This window comes from Chryseobacterium sp. JJR-5R (assembly GCF_034047335.1).
Lineage (GTDB): Bacteria > Bacteroidota > Bacteroidia > Flavobacteriales > Weeksellaceae > Chryseobacterium.
In genome coordinates this window covers 1,792,623-1,813,741 of record NZ_CP139137.1, presented here as the reverse complement: position 1 = coordinate 1,813,741, position 21,119 = coordinate 1,792,623, and the positions used below count along the sequence as shown (strand labels likewise).

Here is a 21,119-nt window from a genome sequence, read left to right as displayed (position 1 = left end):
TGACTTATTTGCAGACAGAGCTTTGCAGTACTGAAAAAATAAAACCGAAACAGGCAGGTTTGAATATCATAATCAAAAGAACAGCCGCTGACTTTGTCATAAATGTGACAAAATCAACGGCTGTTTTATAATAAAACTGTTTACCTTTTTATTTTACCGGAGGATAAGGATTTAATATAATCATAAGCAGCTTAACTGTTTTTAGATAAAACTTAACATGCTGAGGACAATAGGTAGGCATCAAATCGTTTTAAGATAAAGTTCCTGCAATTCTCCGGCAGTAAATGTTTTTGAGGGTACATTCTGGACCAGCTCGCCCTGCTTCATGATCCCGATGTTGGTAGCTACGCTTACTGCGTTAAAAATATCGTGGGTTGCCATAAATACGGTTCTCCCCTCTTTTCCCAGCTGCCGTACAATCTCAGTGAATTCCGCAGTGGCAATAGGATCCAGCCCGCTGGTAGGTTCATCCAGCAGGAGCACCTTTGCATCTTTGGCCAGAGCAATTGCAATCCCCACTTTCTGGCGCATCCCCTTGGAATATCCCCCCAAAGGTTTCTGATGAGCCGTTTCCTGAAGCCCGGTACGTTTCAGGAACGCTGACAGTTCTTCCCTGCTGTAGGTAAATCCGGCAATCCTGGAGAAAAAATCCAGGTTTTCCAGGCCGGTAAGGCCGGGATACAGTAACACGGTTTCAGGAATGTAAGCCATGTGTTTTTTTATTTCCTGCGGATGTTCCCGCACTGAAATCTTATTGATAAATGCATCGCCTGAAGTTGCTTTTATAAGCCCTAGCAGGATGTTGATGGTCGTGCTTTTTCCGGCACCGTTCTGCCCCAGCAGGGCAAAAACCTCACCCTTCCCCACTTCAAGGTTAAGAGATTGCAGAGCCGTAAAACCATTGTATTTTTTATGGAGATCAACTGTTTTTAACATAGTTTTCTGAATTTGTTTTGTGAAAGGATAATGATGGCTGCAATAAGCGCGAAATACGGCAGAAAGATCTCTGACAGATTCAGGTTTCCGGATTCTTTAAAGACGGATACGGTCTGCCGGTCCCATTGTACAGCGTCTGCATTTTTACCTGAAAAAATAAGCGGATAGAAAAACAGGCGCTTATCTTCATGGAATTTTCGCAGGGCGGCAGCATACAGCAACCGGTTTTCCATTCCCGTTTCTGCCAGCCGGCTTTCGGTGAGCTGTGTATGGATATTAGGTAAAAAATACCCCAGGAATTCAGCGGCCCGGCTGCGTTTATTCATTTTTTCGTTATACAATTCTGAAGAAGTTGAAGCTTCCAGGTCGCCCATATGCTGCATCGCATAATACCACGTCCATGTAAATGCATCGTTTTCTTCAACCGTAAAACGGCGGTATTGCGGATATACGTTGTAAAACTTCTCCATGGTAGGCTGCTTTGCCTCATCCCATTTATTGTGATAGCCCTCCCGCTGTTCCATTACGGCTTTCAGGGATTCCTGTACCGGGTAATATTTCTGGATGATCATATTGCTACTCATCGGGATGATAAAATTCATGCCTACCCATACCATCAGCAGAACCAGTGCATTTTGAGCAGAAGGCTTCCTGAACAGGATCACCCAGCGGCACAGCACAAACCAGAACAGGATATAGAGCCAGCCTGAAAGAATAAAAGCTGTAAAAAACCGGTCTGCCGCAATCCCGATCCAGAAAGCAGCTGTTGCAATCAGAATCAGATATACGGCACTCACTGCACAGAACCGGACCAGCAGACGGGCATCCAGCAGTTTCCCCAAACCGGCGCTCTGCACGGAAAGCAGTTTCCAGCGGCCGCTCTCCTCTTCTTCTGAAATCAGGTTATAGCAGAACGCGATAATGATCAGCGGAAAAAGAAATACCAGGACAAAACTGAAATCGAAATTCCCGGCTGCTGCATTGGCAGGATTATAAAAATCTGAATTGTAGCGCTGCTCTTCAAGGTTCCGTATCGTCACGCCCTGTATTGATGGGTTGAGGTCCCGCATCCCGATACTGAGGGCTGCAAGCCTTGGCGTTTCATTCACCAGGTTAAATTTAACATAATAAAGAATGAGGCCCAGGTCATCCTGATGGAACTTCACATTCTTCCCGATGCTCTCTTTCTGGTACTGCCCGCTTTTAGCGATGATCTCATGATTCCGGTCCAGGAATTTTTTCCCTGTATAGAGTGCGGTTAATCCCGCCATTAACAATACCAGCAATGCAATTACGTATGCTTTGTTGCGGTAAAACTGTTTTATTAAATAATGGTTCATTTAAATTAATTTTAAGGTTCTGCCTCCTGCTTCAATAAGGAACACACACACTGCCAGCCAGAATAAAAGGGCTGCTGCGGGTATCCAATTTACCCTGATGCTCTCGGAAACCTGAGTATACCGGTAATTGAAATCAGGGAATTTTTTCCAGTTGTTACGGGATACAAGGGCTGGCGGGCCGCCTTTTTCAGGCTTGATATTGCTGATATTTTCAATCTGCAGGTCATTAAGCCTCTGTGCCATGTCATACCGGTATGCTTCTGCCTGTTCCCGGAAACGGATATATGCATAAAAATCAGTTCCCGCAGCCGTCATTGAAAAGTTTTTAACGGCAATTACAGGATCCAGGAATGAACAGATATCCGAAAACCGCTGCTGCCGGTTATAGGTTTCCTGTAGCTCTTCCTGATGCCTGATGTAAATTTGCGAGCTGATCTTTTCGCCTTCCTTCATCACAAAGCCACTGTAATTAAAGGGCAGATCATTGGTATTGCTTACATGATAGCGGGCAAGCAGAGAATCTTTTATCTTTTTAAAATGAGGGTCATCCGGGTTATGGCTGTCCCCTGCTTTCATGACATCCTGTTCCAGCCTCGTCTCAAATGCAATACGGGATGGCGCAGGGTAAAGATTCTGGGCTGCAAACTGAACACCCTTCGGCACGAATATGACCAGCAGCAGCCAGCAGCCGATCAGCCCTACCAAAGCCAGTGAAGAACTTTTGCTGCAGGCAGAGGCCAGTACTGTAAGAGCAGAGATAAAAAAGTAATAGGCCATATAAGCAGGCATCAGCATCAGTAATCGTATACCGATATCCGCCCATGGCACCGCACCTGAAGTTAGGGTAATTAAGAATACCACAGGCAGGACCGGCAGTAAAAACAACAGAGAAAACTGCCAGAGCCCCAGGATCTTGCCCCAGACCATATCCCTCCCTGAAGCTCCCTGCGTACTGAGTATCTTCAGGGTGGCATTCTCACGCTCCCGGGCAATCAGCCCGAAACCGATGAACAAAATAATCAGCGGGACGATGCACTGCAGGATAAAGGCACCGGTAAACGCACCGAAACGCACCAGGATCCCTGAACTTCCGGCTTCTGACAGATTGGCGGTATTCTGCTTGTGGGCCTCCAGGAAGATAACATTCCCGAGGTAATCATCCAGTCCGTTATCAAAAATACTTAAAGGATGCGCGGTACGGAACACCAGGTAGCCATAATGTGCCATCCGGTGCGGATGTTTCGCCGGCCGGTCTTCCCAGTGTTCCCGGACTTCTTTCCGGTATTCCTGTATCTGCGTACCGGTTTCTTTATATTTCATAAATCTTACTCCCATACTCAGCATACAGAACAGCAGTACGGTGACGGCAATCAGCAGGTTCTGCTTTTCTTTCAGAAGGTCCTGCCTGGTTTTCCTAATGATCAGTTTTAAAATTGATTTTGCCATAATTAAAATATATAGGTAGCTGTTATTGAATAATTCCTGGGTGCTCCGGGAAACAGCCTCAGATAGTTCTGGGCACCCAGCCAGTAGGTGGTACCGTTAAGGTTATTGACATTCAGTGCCAGCTGTAGTTTGGTATCTGTGGGAGCATAATACAAAGCAGCATCTAAAGTGGTATAGGCAGGAAGCTCAAAACTCCTTGTAAACCATGGTATTTTTGAACTCTGGTAAAGCATTCCCAGTCCTGCTCCGAAATCTCTCAGTGCAGGAATCTTTGTAAAGTTGTACCGGGTCCACAGGTTAACCCCGTTTTTAGATGTATTTTCTTTCCGTTTTCCGATGAGGCCCGGATCGGCATCATTGCGTATGACAGCATCAATATAGCTGTATCCTCCGTAAATGTGCCATTGGGGAAGGATATATCCGGTGAATTCAGCTTCAAAACCACGGCTCCTGTCAGCTCCTCGCTGTACCAGTTCATCTGGTTCTGCAGGGTTATTGGCATTGATCAGGATGTTTTTCTGGTTGATTTCATAGGCCGAAAGGCTGACCGAAAACTTACCGAACAGTCTTGCTTTGATGCCGAGCTCTTTTAAATCGGAAGTCAGCGGCCTGAACCTTGCGGCAGATTGCGAGCCGGTAAAGCCTGCGGTATTCGGCATTAAGCTTACGGTATTGGATTGCGGCTGATACCCGGTAAGGTAGGTTCCGTACAGGTTGATGTGGTCCGTAAGGCTGTAGGTAACCCCTACCCTGTACAGAAGCTTGGCATTCCGGAAAGAGCTTTCATTATCCGTTTTGAATTGGGTAATATCCTGGAACCATTCATGACGGATCCCGGACAATACCTTAAACTTCCGCCAGGTAAATAGATGCTGGAGGTAGGCGGCATGCGTGGTGGTAAGCGCCGACGGCAATACCGTATTTACATTCATAATATAAAAATCCGTTCCCTGGTGGTTCTGTGCACCGGGCGTCAAGTCAAACGGAGCGACATTGGTTTTAGGAATGATAATCCCCTGATAACTGACGGTCTGGTAATTTGCCGCATTCGCAGGATTGTAGGATGAGGCTACCGAACCGTCTTTCAGCAGAAAGCCTCTGGCTGCATTCTGTTCACCGCCATCGCGTTTTTCCCAGACCTGGCTGTCATAACCTAACAGGGTCTGATGCTCAACCTCTCCTGTCCTGTAGCTGAAATTAAAATACGCATTGATATTATCTGTTCCCCATTTCTGCTTCCGCTGAACAAACTGCATCATGGCAAGGCTGAAAACAGGATTGTTGTTTATATCGGGTACAAAAGAATTGGTAGTCCTGTGTTCCTGAAGGTTTTCATTCCAGAACTGCTTCATGTAGGAAGCGTTAAAGCTGACATGCCGGTTGAAATGATGCGCAAAGCTCCCCATGATAACAAATTCCCGGGTTTTGAAATAATCATCCGGTGCGCCCAGGTTCAGGCTTCTCGGGGTACTGTTGAGATCGGTTTTTCCGGGCACGGCTCCGAAAACAGGCTGGCCCCTGTCGAGATTCCCATGGAGGTCATTAAAAATCATTTCAACATTTAAAGAAGTTTTTTCATTGGGAATAAAAGTAATGGACGGCGAGACCAGAATCCCGGTGTTCTTAACATGGTCCCTGAAAGACCCTGCATTCTGATAGGCCCCGTTGAAACGGTACCGTAAGTTTTTGCTTTTATTCAGCGGACCGGTAAGATCAGTAGTAATGCGGTAGGTATCAAAACTGCCTCCGGAAAGACTGACCTGATGCCGGGGTATTTCCAAAGGCTTTTTGGTGACCATATTGATGGTTCCGCCCGGGTCTGCGCTGGACATGGTGATGCTCGCAGGGCCTTTAAAAACCTCCACGCGTTCAATATTGGAAGTCATGGGCTGCAGAAAATAATACTGGCGGGTACGCATTCCGTTGATGATCTGGCCTTCTTCATTCTGGCTGATTCCGCGGATATTGTATTGGTTATAATAGCTTGAAGGGGATACGCCGCTTACGTTTTTCATCACATCGCCCAGCTGGAAAGCCTGCCGGTCATTGATCAGTTCCTTGGTTACGGTGTTCAGCGTCAAGGGCAGGTCTTTGTTCTTCATGGCTGTTTTTGTAGCCGCAAAAGAATAGTCTGAAATATAATCTTTGGATTTCCGGCCGGTAATTTCCACTGTCTGAATGGTGGCCGATCCGGCTGAATCTTTTCGGGTCTGTTGCGCGTTGAAAGCAGATAATGCGAGCATAAAGCTGAGTACGGAAAGCTTATATGTTTTGCCGGGAGTACGGGAAAGTACCTCTGGATGATAAAAATTTTGGGTATGCATTAATTACAGAATAATACAGGCATAACGGGATGCCTCTGTTGGTAAAAAGGAATTCATCACGTTACTGAAACAGTACGGTAACACAGAAATCCACATAAATGGTATACAGGCGGAAAACCTGCAGTAATAGTAATTGGCAGCGTGTAAAGGGAATCAGGCTGCGGAATATGCGGAAACGGGCGGGGCACGGGAACTGAAATAATCCAGCAGGCAGCGGCAGGTCATGGCCTTCGTCTGAGGTAACTCATGATCAGAAATGGCATTGTCAGGCAATTCCAGGGCAAGCATTTCAGGCATCAGAACCTGGTTCATCTGCATATGAAGTGCACACTGGCATTCATCATCCTGGGAAATGGAAGGTCCTTTTTCTGTCTTTGAATGTTGTGCCTTTTCAGAAATATTTTTGCTGTGACGCATATGATCCATGCACGTACCGATTCCGCTGACGTTAAAAAGAAACACCAGCAGTAAAGAGAAAACGAAAAAGTTCCTGAAAGACGTATGCATCATGTAAGCGTCAAAAATACAATATATTTTTTAATCTGGTATTAAGGAAAAATGACATACATCACTTTTTAAAAGGAACAGGAGATATTCTAATCATACAGTCTGGGTTCGGGATTAAGAAATGCGTAAAAATTATTTTATTTCATAAGCCAATCCTGAGATTTTATTTTCCTGGCAGAAAAAAACAGGCCTGATATTTTACATCAGGCTATTTTACAGGTTTCATCAAAATGGAACTGTAGATGATCCCCGATAAACGTTTCGGCTGTTTCCCTGCAGATTCATTTGGGCATGTAAGTTGCAAACTACTATGACTTATATCTGATATTAATTTTAAAACCACAAATAATGGACAACAAAAAATTTTTCAAAATATTGGGATGGGTGGCTACCGTAACGGCTATGGCAATGTATGTCTCATATATCCCTCAGATCCGCAGCAACCTGGCCGGAAACAAAGGGGAATGGCTGCAGCCGCTGGTTGCCGCCGTGAACTGTACCTTATGGGTAGTATACGGATTCATGAAAAAGCCTGAACGGGATATGCCGATTATCTTGGCCAATTCACCGGGTATCGTATTCGGGCTCTTCGCCTTTTTTACAGCCATTTAAAAGTTTTTATTTTAGAGTCCGTTTAAATTTAGACGAAAATATAATCTCCCGCAGACCAAGACAATTACGCAGATCTGAATATCAATAAAAAATCTGCTGAATCTGCGGGTGTACGTTTCAGAATAAGATTCAGATCTGTTTTAAAAATGTAAAGTTATCATTCTTAAACAGGGTATTAGCCTTTGACTAAGTTTTAAATTCAATCATCACTAATTTAAATTAATTCACAGTTTTTCTGCATTAGACACCTTATTTTGCCTGATAACAGTAAGTACAAGCATAAGGAAACCTATTGCAAAAAGGAGCCCTCCTATAAAATTAACGGCTCCTGCTATCCCATAATACACGTTTACAATTTCAACGGCCATATTCCGGCTCTGCATCAGGTAAGGCATAAAAATAAAAAATACAGCGACAATAAAAACAATGCCCGAACCCGAAACCAGAAGGACGGCTTCCGTATTGAGTTGCCTGGATGCATAAAAAGTACTGATGACCAGCATTATTAAAGGAATCGCCAGAGAAATAATGCTGAAAACAGAGAGGTTTAAAGTTTCCATAGTTTTTTAAAGGATGGGATACAATTATGCTGCCATGCTTGTATATCCGTCAATGGAAAATGCCTTGCCGCTTTTATGGAGTATCTTCAGGGAGGAACAAGGACAGGGTTTTTTAAGTTGGCGTACCCGGATTTCCATTATCAGTTACTATACTTCTTTTTTCTGTATCAGGCCTGAAAACACCACCGGTATTAAAAATAAGAACGGCAATAAAAATAAGGGCATAAGCAACCAGCTGCAATGTTCCTGACGCTTCATGGTAGACTGCGCCTGCAAGAATAAAAGCAATAATCGGGTTGATATTCAGAATCATCCCTATTTTTGATGAACTGATGCCTGAAAGTGCGTACAGATTTAAAAACAGGGGAACAATGGTATACACTACCGCAATAATCTCTACGAAAAAGTAAAACTTAAAATCTGTAGGCACAGGCCCTGAATATGCAGGAAAAAACGGAAGCAGGATGAGTGCTGACAAAAGGATATGGAAATTGAGAACCACAAATTTATCAAACCCGCTGTTTTTATTCTGGCCCACCAGGTAACAGGCATAGGTAAACCCTACCAGGCTGCTGTACAGCATATCCACCATATTGGCATAGGACAGCAAGACGCATCCGGTACCGCTCAGCAGTACGGAAAGCCACTGAATTTTCGTGAGTCTTTCTTTTAGTAAAAAGAAGGCCAGAATGGTAGTGATAATCGGGCAGACCAGATAAGCCACGGAAGTTGCCTTAACGCTTACGTGATTCATGACATAGATAAAAGAAAACCAGTTGGCCGTTAAAAAAAAGCTGCTCCCGATGTTTAAGCCGGCAATACTCCATCTTCTTTTTCGGGGCAGGGACTTGAAATAACGTATGCTCTCCTTCAGCGCCTTTCTCTTAAACAGGACCGTAGTAACGGACATAACCAATGCACAGCTGAACACACGGTAAAAAAGAATATCCAAGGAGGTATAGGAATGCAGCGGTTTAAGTACCAGGCTGAAAGTGCCCCAGATAGAAAAAGCAAGTACAGCGGCAAGATAATATTTCAGGGTATTCAATTTTTAAATATGGGAATTATATAAAACATCATGCATATGCATATGAACCTGCATTGCTGATGAAACTTACAGGATTCCGGATGGCATGGCAAAGATAAATCAGAAAAGTGAATTATTATATCGTAAGGTTTCTATTTATACTGTTATTTTGTACTGATTTTTCATGTGAACACAATATTAATTATTACCGAAAAAGAAATAAAACTTAAAAAACATTTGCTTTTCAATAAATTATGTGTACATTTGTAGAATAATCAGGCTACTGCCAATGCTTATTCTGAAACTTTTGAGTTTACTCTTTTTTCTCAGTCTTTGCTTTTTCAGCCGCCAATTTTTGTCATCATAAGAACAGGTGCAGCATCTTTTTTCCAACTTGAATATATTCAAGATTCTAAAAAATATCCACATCATTTTTGTTAACAAATCGATTTATTACGGTCCTGGTGTAAAATCAGTCCGTAAAGGCAAAAGCCAAAATTTTAATACAATAATTTTATAATACATTACAATGCAACAAGGAACAGTAAAATTCTTTAACGATGCCAAAGGATTTGGTTTTATTACACCATCAACAGGTGGACAGGATGTTTTCGTACATACCTCAGGTTTAGTAGATAACATCCGTGAAAATGATGTCGTAACTTACGAACTACAGAACGGTACAAAAGGCGTTAACGCAGTTAACGTGCGTATAGCATAATTTTGGAGAAAGGTTAAACTTTCTTTATTTATTACAACAGCAGATAGCATTAGTTATCTGCTGTTTTTTTTCATAATTACCACCAGCGTTATTGTGAGATTTCAACACTACCCCAATATTTTAATCAACTTATCAAAAATATTGTTATCTGAAATAAAATATTCAGCTTCCTTTTTGATATCCGCCTGCCGCCGGATGATCTGAATTAACCCTGTTTATAACGGACTGGTAATATACTAATCTGGTATTTCTGCATCATGAATATTCAATACGTATTCGGTATGGTTTAAAAAGCAAAAACAGTTTTCAAAATCATACAGCTTATTTTTCAATAATTCAACCTGAAGTTCCATGGGTAAATACGCACCCCATTTTGAGATATTGATAAGGCCCGGATTTATCTCCAGCTGCTTAGTTAAAATTTCATTGATCTGATCGCCGTTTAATTCTGTTGCTTTCAGTTTTTCCATTGGATCTGATTCCGGATGCAAAATTTTAAATACTGAACTGCTGTCGTCATGTGTATACTCAATTCCAATCTGATCAAGCAGTAAGCAGATTGTTTTATTGATTTGTGATCCGGCAAATGAATAAAAGAACAGGTTATCATTGCTGTTTAATACCGGCCGTTGGGTTTCTACATCATGAATACCGAATATTGAAAATTCTGCACGAAGATCCTGAAGAATATCCTGCCCTGCCTGGTCTAAAAACTCATAATTTTCTTCAGAAAAAAGAATTTCCAGCATTTTTTTTCTTATCAGATGTGCCGTATCAGCTGCATCTCCGAAAAAAAGGGGTTTTTTACCATCTTTCGCCGGAATAACTTCGATTTTTTTAAATTCAAAATCAATGTATTTAATTTTCCAGATTCTTGCAGACAAATAAACATTTTCATCTTCTCTGACCTGTGAAGTCAGGGGCAGTTCTCCTATTTTGACACCCTGGCTTGAAACCTTAAAGAAAGTGGGTGTATGAAACAAACTGTAGAAATCTTTGGTATTAACCATTTTTTCGCCTTCAACCCCGATGATATATTCATTGCCTGATTTTTCAAGGAAATCAATCTGCAGAAGGTGATCAATTATATTGTTTACTTCGCCTTCAGGAATAAGACTAAAGGTGGGGTTTTGGGCTATTTCACGGAGAAGTTCAGTGAGGTACAGCCCTGAGCTTCCTTTTATAACGGATAAAATCTGATGGAGCAGTACATCATACGGCTTTTCAATTACTTTAATCGGTTCGATATACTTTTCTGTATAAAGAAGCCAGCAGGCAAGGGACTGTAAAAGGCTCCATTTATAGGTTGAATAGAGACAGAGGTTGCTGGCTCTGCCTTGCCTCCTTCCTACCCGCTGTATAAGAGATGCGATACTGTTTGTTGCATCAATCTGTACCACTTCGTCTACATTTCCGATATCGATCCCCAGTTCTAAAGTCGAGGTGCAGGAAATGCAAAAGTTCTGTGAGCTTGCATTTTTTGCGAAAAACTCTACATATTCACGGACTTCTTTATCAACGGATGAGTGATGGGAAAAATAATTTTTATGGCCTCCTACCCGTTCAGAGATCGTCTTCAGCTTTACAGCGACTTCCTCTACCCTTCCTCTTGCATTGGGAAAAACCAAAACCCTGGAATCACGTGTCCTGACATATAAATCTTTTAGGAGACCAAGCGGCAATTCTGTAAAAGATCCGGGAAAATATCTGAAGACCGCGTTAATCGGTTTAGGGGTTGTATCACGAATGATTTTTGTGTTTTCAGAATTCCCTAAAAAGTCTTTGAGTTCCGCATATCCATTGACATCGCTTACGGTTGCAGAAAGCGCAACCACTTTAAACTTATTTTCATTAACCTGCTGTAGGCGGCTTAAGAGTGATTTCAGGTGTATTCCGCGTTCCGATCCCAGAAAAGAATGGATTTCATCAATAACAATATAGTCAAGCTTTGAGAATAAATGATGAATATGGTAAGGCCTGTTGACAAACATAGCTTCCAGAGATTCCGGCGTAATTAAAACAATTCCTTCAGGGTTTTTAAGAAGATGGTTTTTTTGAGCTTTTGATGCCTCGCCATGCCATTTGGTAACTTTCACATCAAGGTAATCGCACAGTTTTTCAACCCTGACAAACTGATCATTGATTAATGCAATGAGTGGGGAAATATACAGTACTTTAACTCCTTTTTCCTTAAAATTTACTTTTGAAAGGATAGGAAGGAATGCAGCTTCTGTTTTACCTGATGCTGTTTTCGAGATGATCACGTAATTGTTTTCCGTTTGTAAGATACGGGGTATTGATGCCTCCTGAATTTTACGGAGACTTTCCCAACGCTGATCCCTGATGTATTTCCTGATCGGTTCCGAGAGAAGGCTGAATGCGGTCATAATTCCTCAATATTATCAAGAAGAACAAGGTCATTGGGCCGCTCATCAGAAATTTCTATTTCTCCGAAAAGACGTTTTTTATCCGCTTCAGGATTTTGCCTGATGATGTTCAGTATATTCAGAAAGTCTCTGATGACTTCCCTCGGCGTAAGGAATTCTGATGCTCCCGGCTTGTTGAACATCTCTTCCATAAATGCATAAATCTCTTCATCCGTGATATTAAGTTCAACCTGATAATTGAAATCAAAAATCAGTTTTAATTTTTTGAGCAACACAAAAATTTCATTGTGGTCCAACGGATACAGTTTGATAACCGGCTGTGCATAATCCCTGATTTCAAGGGTTTCAAATTTATTGCCCTGGAGCCTGGATTTCAAAGCCTGATAACTGAAAAGGCCTCTTCTTTCATTCTCCAGAAAATCTTTGGTCCCCGCGAAATTGATAAAGAAATTGGATACTTTGCCCTGAAAGCAGTCGTTGTAAATGGATAAGATCTTCTCATAATTTTTCTCCCGTACAGCAGAAGTGGAAATTTTATAGAGGTTGACCGCTTCATCCAGATTGATCATAAATCCGCTGTATCCCATGCTCACAAATAGCTTACAGAAGTTTTTCAGCATATCATAATAGTTGGAATCATTAATGATCTCGCGTATTCCCAGATCCTGCCTGGCCTCTGTTTTGGTTTTGTATTCGCCTTTTAACCATTTCAGGGCATTTCTGCGGAGCGCTTCATCATGATTAATGTAACCGTCATAGTATTTTACAATGGCTGACCCGAAATCAAAGCCTCCGACTTCAGTAATCTCATTCACAGTTTTCATAATTGAGTTCCTGATAAGGCTTCCATATTCAGCACTGCGGATGTCTGTTAGTGAAATCCTGTTATCTTCTGCTGTCCTGGAGATCACCTGCTCCATCCATTTTTCCAATAAAACAGGCAGTGCGCCTCCTTCAGGTTTGGTCTGGATGGCTATATTGTCCATAATAGCAGCATAAAGAATAACACTTTTTCCATCATTGGAGTACAGCCTGTTGTCCGGAGTGAAATCTGCGTTAGCGATAATAAATTTCTGTTTCATTGCTACTGTATTTAACAAATGCAGCATAAAAGATTTGCCGCTTCCAAAGTCTCCTATCCAAAATTTGACTGCGCTGTGCCCGTTTTTAACTTCTTCCAGAGTAGTGATTGCTGCATTAACTTCTTCAGAACGTCCGACCGTGATGTGCTGAACTCCAATTTTAGGGACAACCCCTCCGGTTAAAGAATTAATGATTGAAGTGGCTTCTTTTGGTTTGATATTATTAATCATGAGTAAGTAGTTTTTTAAAATATTCCTGGTTTATGGTTAAGTATTCGTCTTCCTCTTCAATGAGTACATCATCCAGCAGATCAAAACAGATTTCGTTCACGGACTCAACTGCCGCTCCTGCAAATAACTGCCGGGCTCTCATATAATCTGAAAACTCCGACTGCAGAATGGTATAGCTGTTCTTTTCAAACAGATCCAGCACATCCTTTTGAATATCATTCAAATTTAATTCCGGCTGATATTTGATAATTTCATCAGCAGTTGTATTGATAATGCAAAAGGCCAGGTCATCTGCAGTTTCATTCTTTTCGGAATGAATCCCTGATACGCCGTTTTCTTCCTCATCGCTTAAAATTTCACCTAATTTCTAAGCAATCTCAGAGTCCAGCCTTTTGACCTGCTCTATGGCACGGGTGTCAATAACAATCTTTTTTCTTTTGGGAAGATATATTTTTTCCAGCTTTTCGAGACATGCATGCATATCCCTGTCTTGAACGAATGCACTGACAATAGATTCAAACTCTGCAAACTGTTCAGCATTAGTGAATAAGCTTTTCTGGATGGTTTTATTAAGCTGCCTTTTATCAAACTTTTGTGAGTCCAGATCTTTATCTAAATAATAAATATACAGACGTAATGAAGCATTCTTATCATAAACGGAAATAAATTTTGAAGCTTCAAAATACAGGCTGTCTACCGAAGGATTCCTGACATTTACTTCTGCCAGCCTTTCGATTTCCCTTTCAAAGGATACTGCATTGGTGTAATCAGCCTTAATGAGTTCAAATTTGGTTTTCCACCTGTTGGTATGGGTTTCATTCAGAATCAGATTAGTCCTGTAATCGGCATCCAGAATCTGATGTTTGTGATTTTCAAGAAAGGATTCCGCTTTTGATACGATCTTTTTAGAAAACTTATCTGAGATTTCCGGATTTGTGTATTTAAAATCTGTATTGACTCTGCGTTTTATCTCATAAAATTCACGTATATTATTTTCGCACAGCTTCAGAAGATGGTTAAAGATTTCTGACTGGATGGATTCAAAGGTATATGTATAGTTGAGGCTGTCTTTTTTATAATTGTATTCCAAAACAATAATCATTTCAGTCAGTTCATCTATTACTGTAGGATAAGACCGGTACAGCACAATACATTCAGGAGAATTTTAAAAGTACAATACTTGGTCTTCGTCTCAATGAATAAATAGAAACAGACTGTCTTCTCTCACATTATGTAAACCCGGAATAGTAGTTATGCCCGTTTGTGAGCTATATCCTTCTGCGCAGTGTGTATTGTTAATGGATATAGAACTGACAGCCATTAACAGATATTATTTTTCTGAATATTTAATCCACCCGGATACAATTGCCTTTATAATTAATAATGGTAAATTAGTATTTTCTTTATCCCAGGATTACTACCATATGTTTGATGTTCTAATTTCTCATATCAGTAAAAAAGTTGACCTCAACAATGGTCAGCATGAACTTTTAAAATCATTCTTTATTGAGAAAAAGCTCCGTAAAAAGCAGTTTCTATTAAAGGAGGGTGAACTGTGCAGGTATCTATCTTTTGTAAGCAGAGGCATTCTTAAATCGTATATCATGGATGAAAAAGGCCAGCAGCGGATCAGTCTATTTGCTTTTGAAGGCTGGTGGATCTCAGATTTCAACAGTTTTATCAATCAGGAGAAAGCAGTATTGAATATTGATGCCATTGAAGATGCTGAACTCTTACTGATCAGCTACGAAGATTATGAAAAACTGACCTTACAGATTCCCGTGATGGACCGTTATTTCAGGATCCTGTACCAGAACAGCCTGGTCACCAAAGACCGCAGGCTGATGGTTTCCAACAGCTTTACAGCAGAGGAAAAATACCTTCAGCTGGTGAAGAACAACCCTGAAATGATACAGAAGCTCTCCCACCGTTTAATCGCTTCATACCTTGGGCTGAGCCCTGAAACTGTCAGCAGGATCCGGAAAAAAATACTGCTTCGCTGATCTGTCCTGAATAGCGGAAAACTCATGATCTGTATCAAGTGTTTTTGCCCTGAACTGTCTCTATCTTTGTTCTCTGACCTTTTTCAGATCAGATAAACATTTAAAATTTACAGTATGGAAAATATTGCATTAGTCGTGGGTTCCACAGGAATCACGGGCAGCAACCTTGCCCAGGAACTGATCTCACAGGGCTGGACCACGTATGGCCTGGCCCGGAACCCCAACCGCTCTGTCCCAGGACTGAATCCTGTAAAAGCTGACCTTCTGGATGAAAAAAGCCTGACGGATGCTTTGGAGGACATCACTCCCACCCATATTTTTTTCACTACCTGGATGCGGAATGATACAGAGGAAGAAAATATCCGGGTTAACAGTGCCCTGGTAAGGAACCTCCTGCAGGCTTTGTCTCCGAAAAAATCAGTGAAGCATGTTGCTTTGGTAACCGGTTTAAAACATTATCTGGGGCCGTTTGAAGCATACGCCAGTGCCGGATCACTTCCCGAAACACCTTTACGGGAAGCACAGCCGCGCCTGGAGTATCCTAATTTTTATTATGCCCAGGAAGATGCCGTGTATGAAGCTGCCGAAAGAGACCGTTTTACCTGGAGCATCCACCGCCCTCATACGGTGATCGGATATGCAATCGGCAACCTGATGAATATGGGAACTACACTGGCCGTATATGCCAGCATCTGTAAAGAAACGGGAGCAAAATTTATCTGGCCGGGATCCGCTGCCCAATGGAACGGATTATCTGACGTTACCGATGCCCGGATTCTGGCTAAGCAGCTGGTCTGGGCCTCTACTGCTGAAGCTGCAGAAAACCAGGCCTTCAATGTAACCAACGGGGATGTATTCCGGTGGAAATGGCTGTGGGACAGAATTGCCGGTTATTTCGGACTTGAAGCGGAAGGCTTTAACGGTTCTGTGAAACCCCTTGAAAAAGAACTGGAAGGCAAGCAGGAAACCTGGAAAGAAATTGCCAAACGCTATGAGTTAAAAGAAAATGACCTTTCAAAACTGGCTTCAGCCTGGCATACCGACCTTGATTTAGGCAGGCCTATCGAAGTAATGACCGATGTTTCAAAAAGCAGAAAAGCAGGATTTGCCGTTTTTGAAAGTACGGAGGATTCTTTTTTTGACCTGTTTGAAAAGCTGAAAGAGGAAAAAATAATTCCTTAGGTTTCAGAAGGCTTATCGAGCAATAAATTTTAAACGGTCAAGATTTTTTTGACCGTTTTTTATATTTTTAATTTGAAAATTTCTCCTGTGGAATAGAGGTAACAGTCATGTTCTGATTTATGAGCTTCTTATTCCCTACACCCTATTGGATATTTTATTTCGGGTCATTTTTCAACTCGTGGAAAAAAAGCTTACCAATAAAAAGTTTAAGATTTTTGCTAAAAACCCACCGCAATTGCGATAGGTTTTTGATTATTGCCCATGGATTACAAATCTGCGAGAATAGGTTTAAAAAAGTCGCCCATTCCGTCTCCGCTTCCTATTGCGTTTCCTCCATTTCCTTAGTTCCACCATAAGGATCCATCCGGAGCATTCTTTGTAATGATGTTTCTTTCTACAGAATCCGGTGATTCTGCTTTCCTTCCATCCGGATCAATGAAGCTTATGGGGTTATTGTACGCATAATTATAGGGCGTAAATCTTCTTGACGTTTCCGCCAGCGGATCAATAACGCACCATCTTTCGATATCCGCCATATACATCCTGGCCCCGTAATCGCTCCAGCCCGTTTCTTTCTGCAGCTCTTTACCGTTGTACTGGTAATTGTAAGAAAGATTTCCGGTTTGGGCATTGTAGCCTTCATGCTTCAAGCCGAACGGGTAAAAGTTGTTTTCCTCAAGAACTTCTGCGCTGCCGGAGGCGTTTTAAAATAGCTCAAACGTACTGAATTTCGTTCCTATCCTTCGTAAAAGCTTCTCTTTTACTTGTCTATCTAAACAGTCAGTATAGCTGTGAATATATTAGTTTTTTCGAAATTAATTCATCACTAACTCTGATACATAGGAATAATGTTCATTAATTTGAGGATATCTTTATCTTAAAAAATAACAAGAGCAGGGATTATCTACTATTGTTTTTTATTATTTAATTTTTATTGATTTCTAAAATTATATCATCAATTACTCTGATATATAACCTAAAACGTTACCTCGAAGTTTAAGATGTCGAATTCCATTTAGGTTTAATTTTCAATAGTTTAAATAAAAAAAGTGTTAATAATATTATTTCTAATCTGATAGTTAAATGACCATAATAAAAGCTTACAACCATTGAAAATAGGCATAATATAAAACCAATTGAAGCATTTATAACACCTAAATTTATTGCATAATCTTTTTCAAACCATAAGCTATACGCTGTAAAACCGTGTAACATAAAAACAAGAAAAACAATAATTCCATTAATAGGTATATTTTCTTTTGCATTTAAACCATAAAATTCAAACTCAGTATTTAGGTCAAACAATAACAATATCATTCTTAAAATTGCTATAAAGGCTGTTGACATAAACAACAAACAAAAGCCCTTTATCCACAAAGGCAAAAGAGATCTTCGTTTAGTAGGTGTAATTTCAGAATTACTAAAGTCGTCCATTATTATAAAATTAATTATTCTCTATAAATTTTTAGTTATATATCAACTTTAGTTCGGATCCCAATAAGATGTACTTGATACTATAAACAGTATCAAACAACTGTTATTGATTATATTGTCTTCATAAAAATTAAAATTTATCATATTATTTGGAAACTTATATTCTTCATTAATAGTTCCAATTGCCTTGTTATTAAGCATAAATTCAGATTTCAAATATCCAATCAAATTTTCCTTATATGAGATAATATCATTATTTAATTTTAAGAAATTAGTTTGTCCTTTTTTAGAATAAGAAAAATCATAATTTAAATTATTCGTTATAATTTTAGTTTTAGTAAAAAACAGTAAAAAATCATTCTTTTCAAAAACACATAATAAATCATTTTTATAATCATATATAAAATATTTTCTTTTGAAAAGGTAGTTTTTACAAACTGTACGAAAAACTAAATCATTGTTACTATTAATGTCGATAGACTTTTTTGAGAAAGCTATGTAATATTTCATTTGTATTATTCCAAACTTAGTTATTAAAATTTTTATTTAAAACCTATTATCAACTTTATATCTATTCCTAAAAGCGCCTTAAATCCAATTCCTAAATCAGCACAATAATTACAGCTTTCTTTATTACTTCCTCTTACTTTACTTTTAAGACCTATATTTAAAATATCAGCATCTGTACCCTTGCCTGGCGACCAATGAGACTTACCTGGTCCAAAATTCACCTCCCATTCAAAGTTACCATTATTTGGATAATAGTCTAGTAAGTTCCCTGCAGTTGGAATTGCATGGTTAGTTACACAATCTATCTTTCCTCCAGCACTTAATCGTTTTGATAATAACTTTATACCTACAGCACCAAAATTATGTCCTTTTCCATCACCATATTTTCCATAAAAACCGTCATTATAGCTCCATCCTAGCTTACCAATATCTGTGGATAATATTCCTGCTTCCATATTTGCTTGTAAAGGGTAATTCCTTCGCCAATATTATGATGCCAAACCCAATTGGTTGGAGATTTTCCAATAATTGAACCCGATAGCGCTTTTGGTATAACTATACCTAATTCCTTTAATAATGGATTCGTTTTCATTGCAGATTCCAATACAATATTAGCCTCCTTAAAATGCATATACCATATATCGAGTCACTCCTGGATTAATCTCATTATTCTATTTTATGCAAATAATCTTCTAAAAAATCAAAAATATTTTCATCTTCCATACTATAATACTTATCATCTAAATCATTTAATTTATTAAATAAAATCTCATCAAAGCCTACAATTTTTGATAATTCTCTATTAAAAATTAGATGCCTGAAAGTATCTTCAATCAGATATTCTTCATTTACAAGATGAGTTGCAGCATCTAACAAACCAGCTCTTTGAGGTATACCTATTAATTTTAAATTTTTAATAGTTAAATAAGCAAATTGTCCATAAGAATTGAAAAAATATTGATGAAAACCACCGTTTTCTATTTGCCAGTTAAGCAAAGTAATAGTATAAACAACTTGTTGACCTTTAGGTAGATTCAAAACATAGTTATACCAAGCATCACAATTCTTTAATATTTCCTCATCTAATCCTTTTACAGCTTCAGAATAAATTTTATCAATTATATTTTCCATTCTTAATTATTTTATAAATGCACTTGGACACATTGTTTTATTCATTTGAATTAATTCTTGCAGTGCACTATTTGGTATCCCTTGTGAACCATAAACACGTCTTAATTTGAAAATATCTCTAGCAATAACTTGACGAGCATTTGTGAAATTTCCTATACCTCTTGTTATTTCCATTCTACCAAGACCTGGAATGTTTTTTACGTGTCCTAGTTCAGGAACTAAAATAGATGGCGCTTTCAACATATTGTATTCAGAAACAAATTTGGTCATAAGGCTTTTTTGCCCAACGTGATGAGCCTGTAAACCAGCTTCTAAACCTTTCATTTCATTGTATGCTACAACTTTCCATAAGTTACTTTCAGCCTTAATAATTCCTGATGCAGCTCTCCCTTTGGTTGCTATAATGGCAAGGGCTGCAAAACCAATTGCCTGCTCCTGATTATCTGGTTCTAAGCTAGTGAATACTGTACCAATCAAATCAGTGAATCCAAACATATCCCCGCTCATCATATAAGCCGAACCACTATGTAAAACAGGCTGGTAAAAACTTGCAGGTGGCCCAGCAGCCGGAGACAGTGGAAGGGTTATCCCGGGGGTTATGCCGTTTCCACTGTAACACATCTCACAACTGTAGGGTATAACCGAACCTGAACTGACTCCCAGCGGCTTAAGAGGTGCATCAAGTATAATTTCCTCTATAAGGGCAGGATTATTTGCTCCGCCGGGTTTATCAGGATTTCATTCCGCATCTTTTCCCGGGCCGTTTACCTGCACAGGACTTATTTTCCTTCCGTCGGGGTTAAAAGCCTCCCCATACTCTGTTATTTTATCAAATCTTTTTGTGAACTAATTTAATATAATGTGTTCTGAATAATATTTTTCTTGCAATACAAATTCTATTTTCATTACTTTAAAAAACGTTATTTTTAATTTTCAATCTTAAAACCAATATTTGTAAATTTTTCATAAAAAATTTCTGAAAGAATATTATCTGAAAAATTTTTCTTAAAATTCTCATAACCTTTGATTTTTAAAATAAAAATAGTTTTTTCATCTTTAATTGATGTACTAATATTTATTAAACAATCAACGAAAGAATCTAATTCAGTCCCAAAATATCCATATGATTTAAAAAAGGCTTTCCCGAGTTCATAATAAACATCTAAATCTGTTTTGACTTTAGATAAATCGACGGTTATTATAGGTTTTCTATTTTCTATTGTTTTTTTTAATCCTCCTAAAAAATAACATCCTCTTAAGTAATAATATTTCTGTTTTTTATTTAATTCATACCAATTTATTTTTTCTTTATTATCAGTAAGCAATTTGAAATTATCAATATATCCTTGATCATATAGATATAAAGAATCAACAAGTACTCCTATTAAAATAATTTCGTTGGTTTTAAATAGTATATCTGAAATATTAAAAATATAGTTACTTTTAAAACTCTTAAAAGAAATTGTGACATCTAAATCTTTATCTAAAATGTTCCCAAATTGAAAATTGACAGATTTAATATCTTCTTTTTTAACAACTATTCTGACAAAATCTTCTTTAGTAATTAGTTTTATATATTTTGCTGACAATAAAGTCTTTTCTTCAAATAAAAATTCTATTTTCATTTTAATGCTGAGTTTGTAGGTAAGTTTATAATTTTTTTGTAGTCGTGGTTAATAATTAATC

21 protein-coding genes are annotated in these 21,119 nt (G+C 39.2%); 4 read left to right on the top strand and 17 right to left on the bottom strand.

Features of this window, described 5'->3' with window-relative positions:
* Window positions 1–240 precede the first annotated feature (240 nt).
* From SD427_RS08260 to SD427_RS08240, 5 genes are all read right to left on the bottom strand, one after another.
* Complete coding sequence (locus tag SD427_RS08260; protein WP_320560799.1) at window positions 241–936, bottom strand: ABC transporter ATP-binding protein; 696 nt, start codon at window positions 934–936, stop codon at window positions 241–243.
* On the bottom strand, window positions 930–2,276 hold the full coding sequence (locus SD427_RS08255; protein ID WP_320560798.1) for a DUF3526 domain-containing protein: 1,347 nt from the start codon (window positions 2,274–2,276) through the stop codon (window positions 930–932). The genes SD427_RS08260 and SD427_RS08255 overlap by 7 nt, the downstream gene beginning before the upstream one ends.
* The gene (locus tag SD427_RS08250; protein ID WP_320560797.1) at window positions 2,277–3,722 is read right to left on the bottom strand and encodes an ABC transporter permease; all 1,446 of its coding nucleotides are present in this window, start codon (window positions 3,720–3,722) and stop codon (window positions 2,277–2,279) included.
* Between the two features lie 2 nt (window positions 3,723–3,724).
* Window positions 3,725–6,046, bottom strand: coding sequence for a TonB-dependent siderophore receptor (locus SD427_RS08245; protein WP_320560796.1), 2,322 nt, complete (start codon window positions 6,044–6,046; stop codon window positions 3,725–3,727).
* A gap of 153 nt (window positions 6,047–6,199) precedes the next feature.
* On the bottom strand, window positions 6,200–6,556 hold the full coding sequence (locus SD427_RS08240) for a hypothetical protein (RefSeq protein ID WP_320560795.1): 357 nt from the start codon (window positions 6,554–6,556) through the stop codon (window positions 6,200–6,202).
* Between the two features lie 345 nt (window positions 6,557–6,901).
* On the opposite strand from SD427_RS08240, the gene SD427_RS08235 reads away from it, so the two are divergent.
* The gene (locus SD427_RS08235; protein WP_320560794.1) at window positions 6,902–7,165 is read left to right on the top strand and encodes a SemiSWEET family transporter; all 264 of its coding nucleotides are present in this window, start codon (window positions 6,902–6,904) and stop codon (window positions 7,163–7,165) included.
* Between the two features lie 224 nt (window positions 7,166–7,389).
* Here SD427_RS08235 and SD427_RS08230 read toward each other — a convergent pair whose 3' ends face one another.
* Both SD427_RS08230 and SD427_RS08225 read right to left on the bottom strand, forming a co-directional pair.
* Window positions 7,390–7,725, bottom strand: coding sequence for a hypothetical protein (locus SD427_RS08230; protein ID WP_320560793.1), 336 nt, complete (start codon window positions 7,723–7,725; stop codon window positions 7,390–7,392).
* Between the two features lie 112 nt (window positions 7,726–7,837).
* Window positions 7,838–8,773, bottom strand: a complete 936-nt coding sequence (locus SD427_RS08225; protein WP_320560792.1) for an EamA family transporter — start codon at window positions 8,771–8,773, stop codon at window positions 7,838–7,840.
* Between the two features lie 508 nt (window positions 8,774–9,281).
* Between SD427_RS08225 and SD427_RS08220 the strand changes: the two genes are divergently transcribed.
* Window positions 9,282–9,473, top strand: a complete 192-nt coding sequence (locus SD427_RS08220) for a cold-shock protein (protein WP_056223259.1) — start codon at window positions 9,282–9,284, stop codon at window positions 9,471–9,473.
* Between the two features lie 236 nt (window positions 9,474–9,709).
* On the opposite strand, the gene SD427_RS08215 is transcribed toward SD427_RS08220, so the two are convergent.
* From SD427_RS08215 to SD427_RS08200, 4 genes are read right to left on the bottom strand one after another with little or no spacing between them, the layout of a single operon-like run.
* On the bottom strand, window positions 9,710–11,860 hold the full coding sequence (locus SD427_RS08215) for a DEAD/DEAH box helicase (protein ID WP_320560791.1): 2,151 nt from the start codon (window positions 11,858–11,860) through the stop codon (window positions 9,710–9,712).
* Window positions 11,857–13,173 carry an ATP-binding protein gene (locus SD427_RS08210; protein ID WP_320560790.1) on the bottom strand — a complete coding sequence of 439 codons (1,317 nt, stop codon included), beginning with the start codon at window positions 13,171–13,173 and terminating at the stop codon, window positions 11,857–11,859. The genes SD427_RS08215 and SD427_RS08210 overlap by 4 nt, the downstream gene beginning before the upstream one ends.
* Window positions 13,166–13,492 (bottom strand): tellurite resistance TerB C-terminal domain-containing protein, encoded by a 327-nt coding sequence (locus SD427_RS08205; protein WP_320561034.1) that lies wholly within the window; start codon window positions 13,490–13,492, stop codon window positions 13,166–13,168. The genes SD427_RS08210 and SD427_RS08205 overlap by 8 nt, the downstream gene beginning before the upstream one ends.
* 48 nt (window positions 13,493–13,540) lie before the next feature.
* On the bottom strand, window positions 13,541–14,275 hold the full coding sequence (locus SD427_RS08200; RefSeq protein ID WP_320560789.1) for a hypothetical protein: 735 nt from the start codon (window positions 14,273–14,275) through the stop codon (window positions 13,541–13,543).
* Between the two features lie 196 nt (window positions 14,276–14,471).
* On the opposite strand from SD427_RS08200, the gene SD427_RS08195 reads away from it, so the two are divergent.
* Together SD427_RS08195 and SD427_RS08190 are read left to right on the top strand one after the other, a co-directional pair.
* A complete protein-coding gene (locus tag SD427_RS08195; RefSeq protein ID WP_320560788.1) occupies window positions 14,472–15,176 on the top strand; it encodes a Crp/Fnr family transcriptional regulator in 705 nt (234 codons plus the stop codon).
* Between the two features lie 114 nt (window positions 15,177–15,290).
* Window positions 15,291–16,358: an SDR family oxidoreductase gene (locus SD427_RS08190; RefSeq protein WP_320560787.1), complete on the top strand. Its 1,068-nt coding sequence runs from the start codon at window positions 15,291–15,293 to the stop codon at window positions 16,356–16,358.
* 341 nt (window positions 16,359–16,699) lie between these two features.
* Here SD427_RS08190 and SD427_RS08185 read toward each other — a convergent pair whose 3' ends face one another.
* From SD427_RS08185 to SD427_RS08160, 6 genes are all read right to left on the bottom strand, one after another.
* Complete coding sequence (locus tag SD427_RS08185; RefSeq protein ID WP_320560786.1) at window positions 16,700–17,008, bottom strand: RHS repeat-associated core domain-containing protein; 309 nt, start codon at window positions 17,006–17,008, stop codon at window positions 16,700–16,702.
* Window positions 17,009–17,354: 346 nt separating this feature from the next.
* Complete coding sequence (locus SD427_RS08180; protein ID WP_320560785.1) at window positions 17,355–17,792, bottom strand: hypothetical protein; 438 nt, start codon at window positions 17,790–17,792, stop codon at window positions 17,355–17,357.
* 542 nt (window positions 17,793–18,334) lie between these two features.
* The gene (locus SD427_RS08175) at window positions 18,335–18,757 is read right to left on the bottom strand and encodes a hypothetical protein (RefSeq protein WP_320560784.1); all 423 of its coding nucleotides are present in this window, start codon (window positions 18,755–18,757) and stop codon (window positions 18,335–18,337) included.
* Window positions 18,758–18,968: 211 nt separating this feature from the next.
* Complete coding sequence (locus SD427_RS08170) at window positions 18,969–19,433, bottom strand: DUF4375 domain-containing protein (protein ID WP_320560783.1); 465 nt, start codon at window positions 19,431–19,433, stop codon at window positions 18,969–18,971.
* 6 nt (window positions 19,434–19,439) lie between these two features.
* Window positions 19,440–19,943 (bottom strand): hypothetical protein, encoded by a 504-nt coding sequence (locus tag SD427_RS08165; RefSeq protein WP_320560782.1) that lies wholly within the window; start codon window positions 19,941–19,943, stop codon window positions 19,440–19,442.
* A 416-nt stretch (window positions 19,944–20,359) separates the two neighbouring features.
* A complete protein-coding gene (locus tag SD427_RS08160) occupies window positions 20,360–21,058 on the bottom strand; it encodes a barstar family protein (RefSeq protein WP_320560781.1) in 699 nt (232 codons plus the stop codon).
* Window positions 21,059–21,119 lie beyond the last annotated feature (61 nt).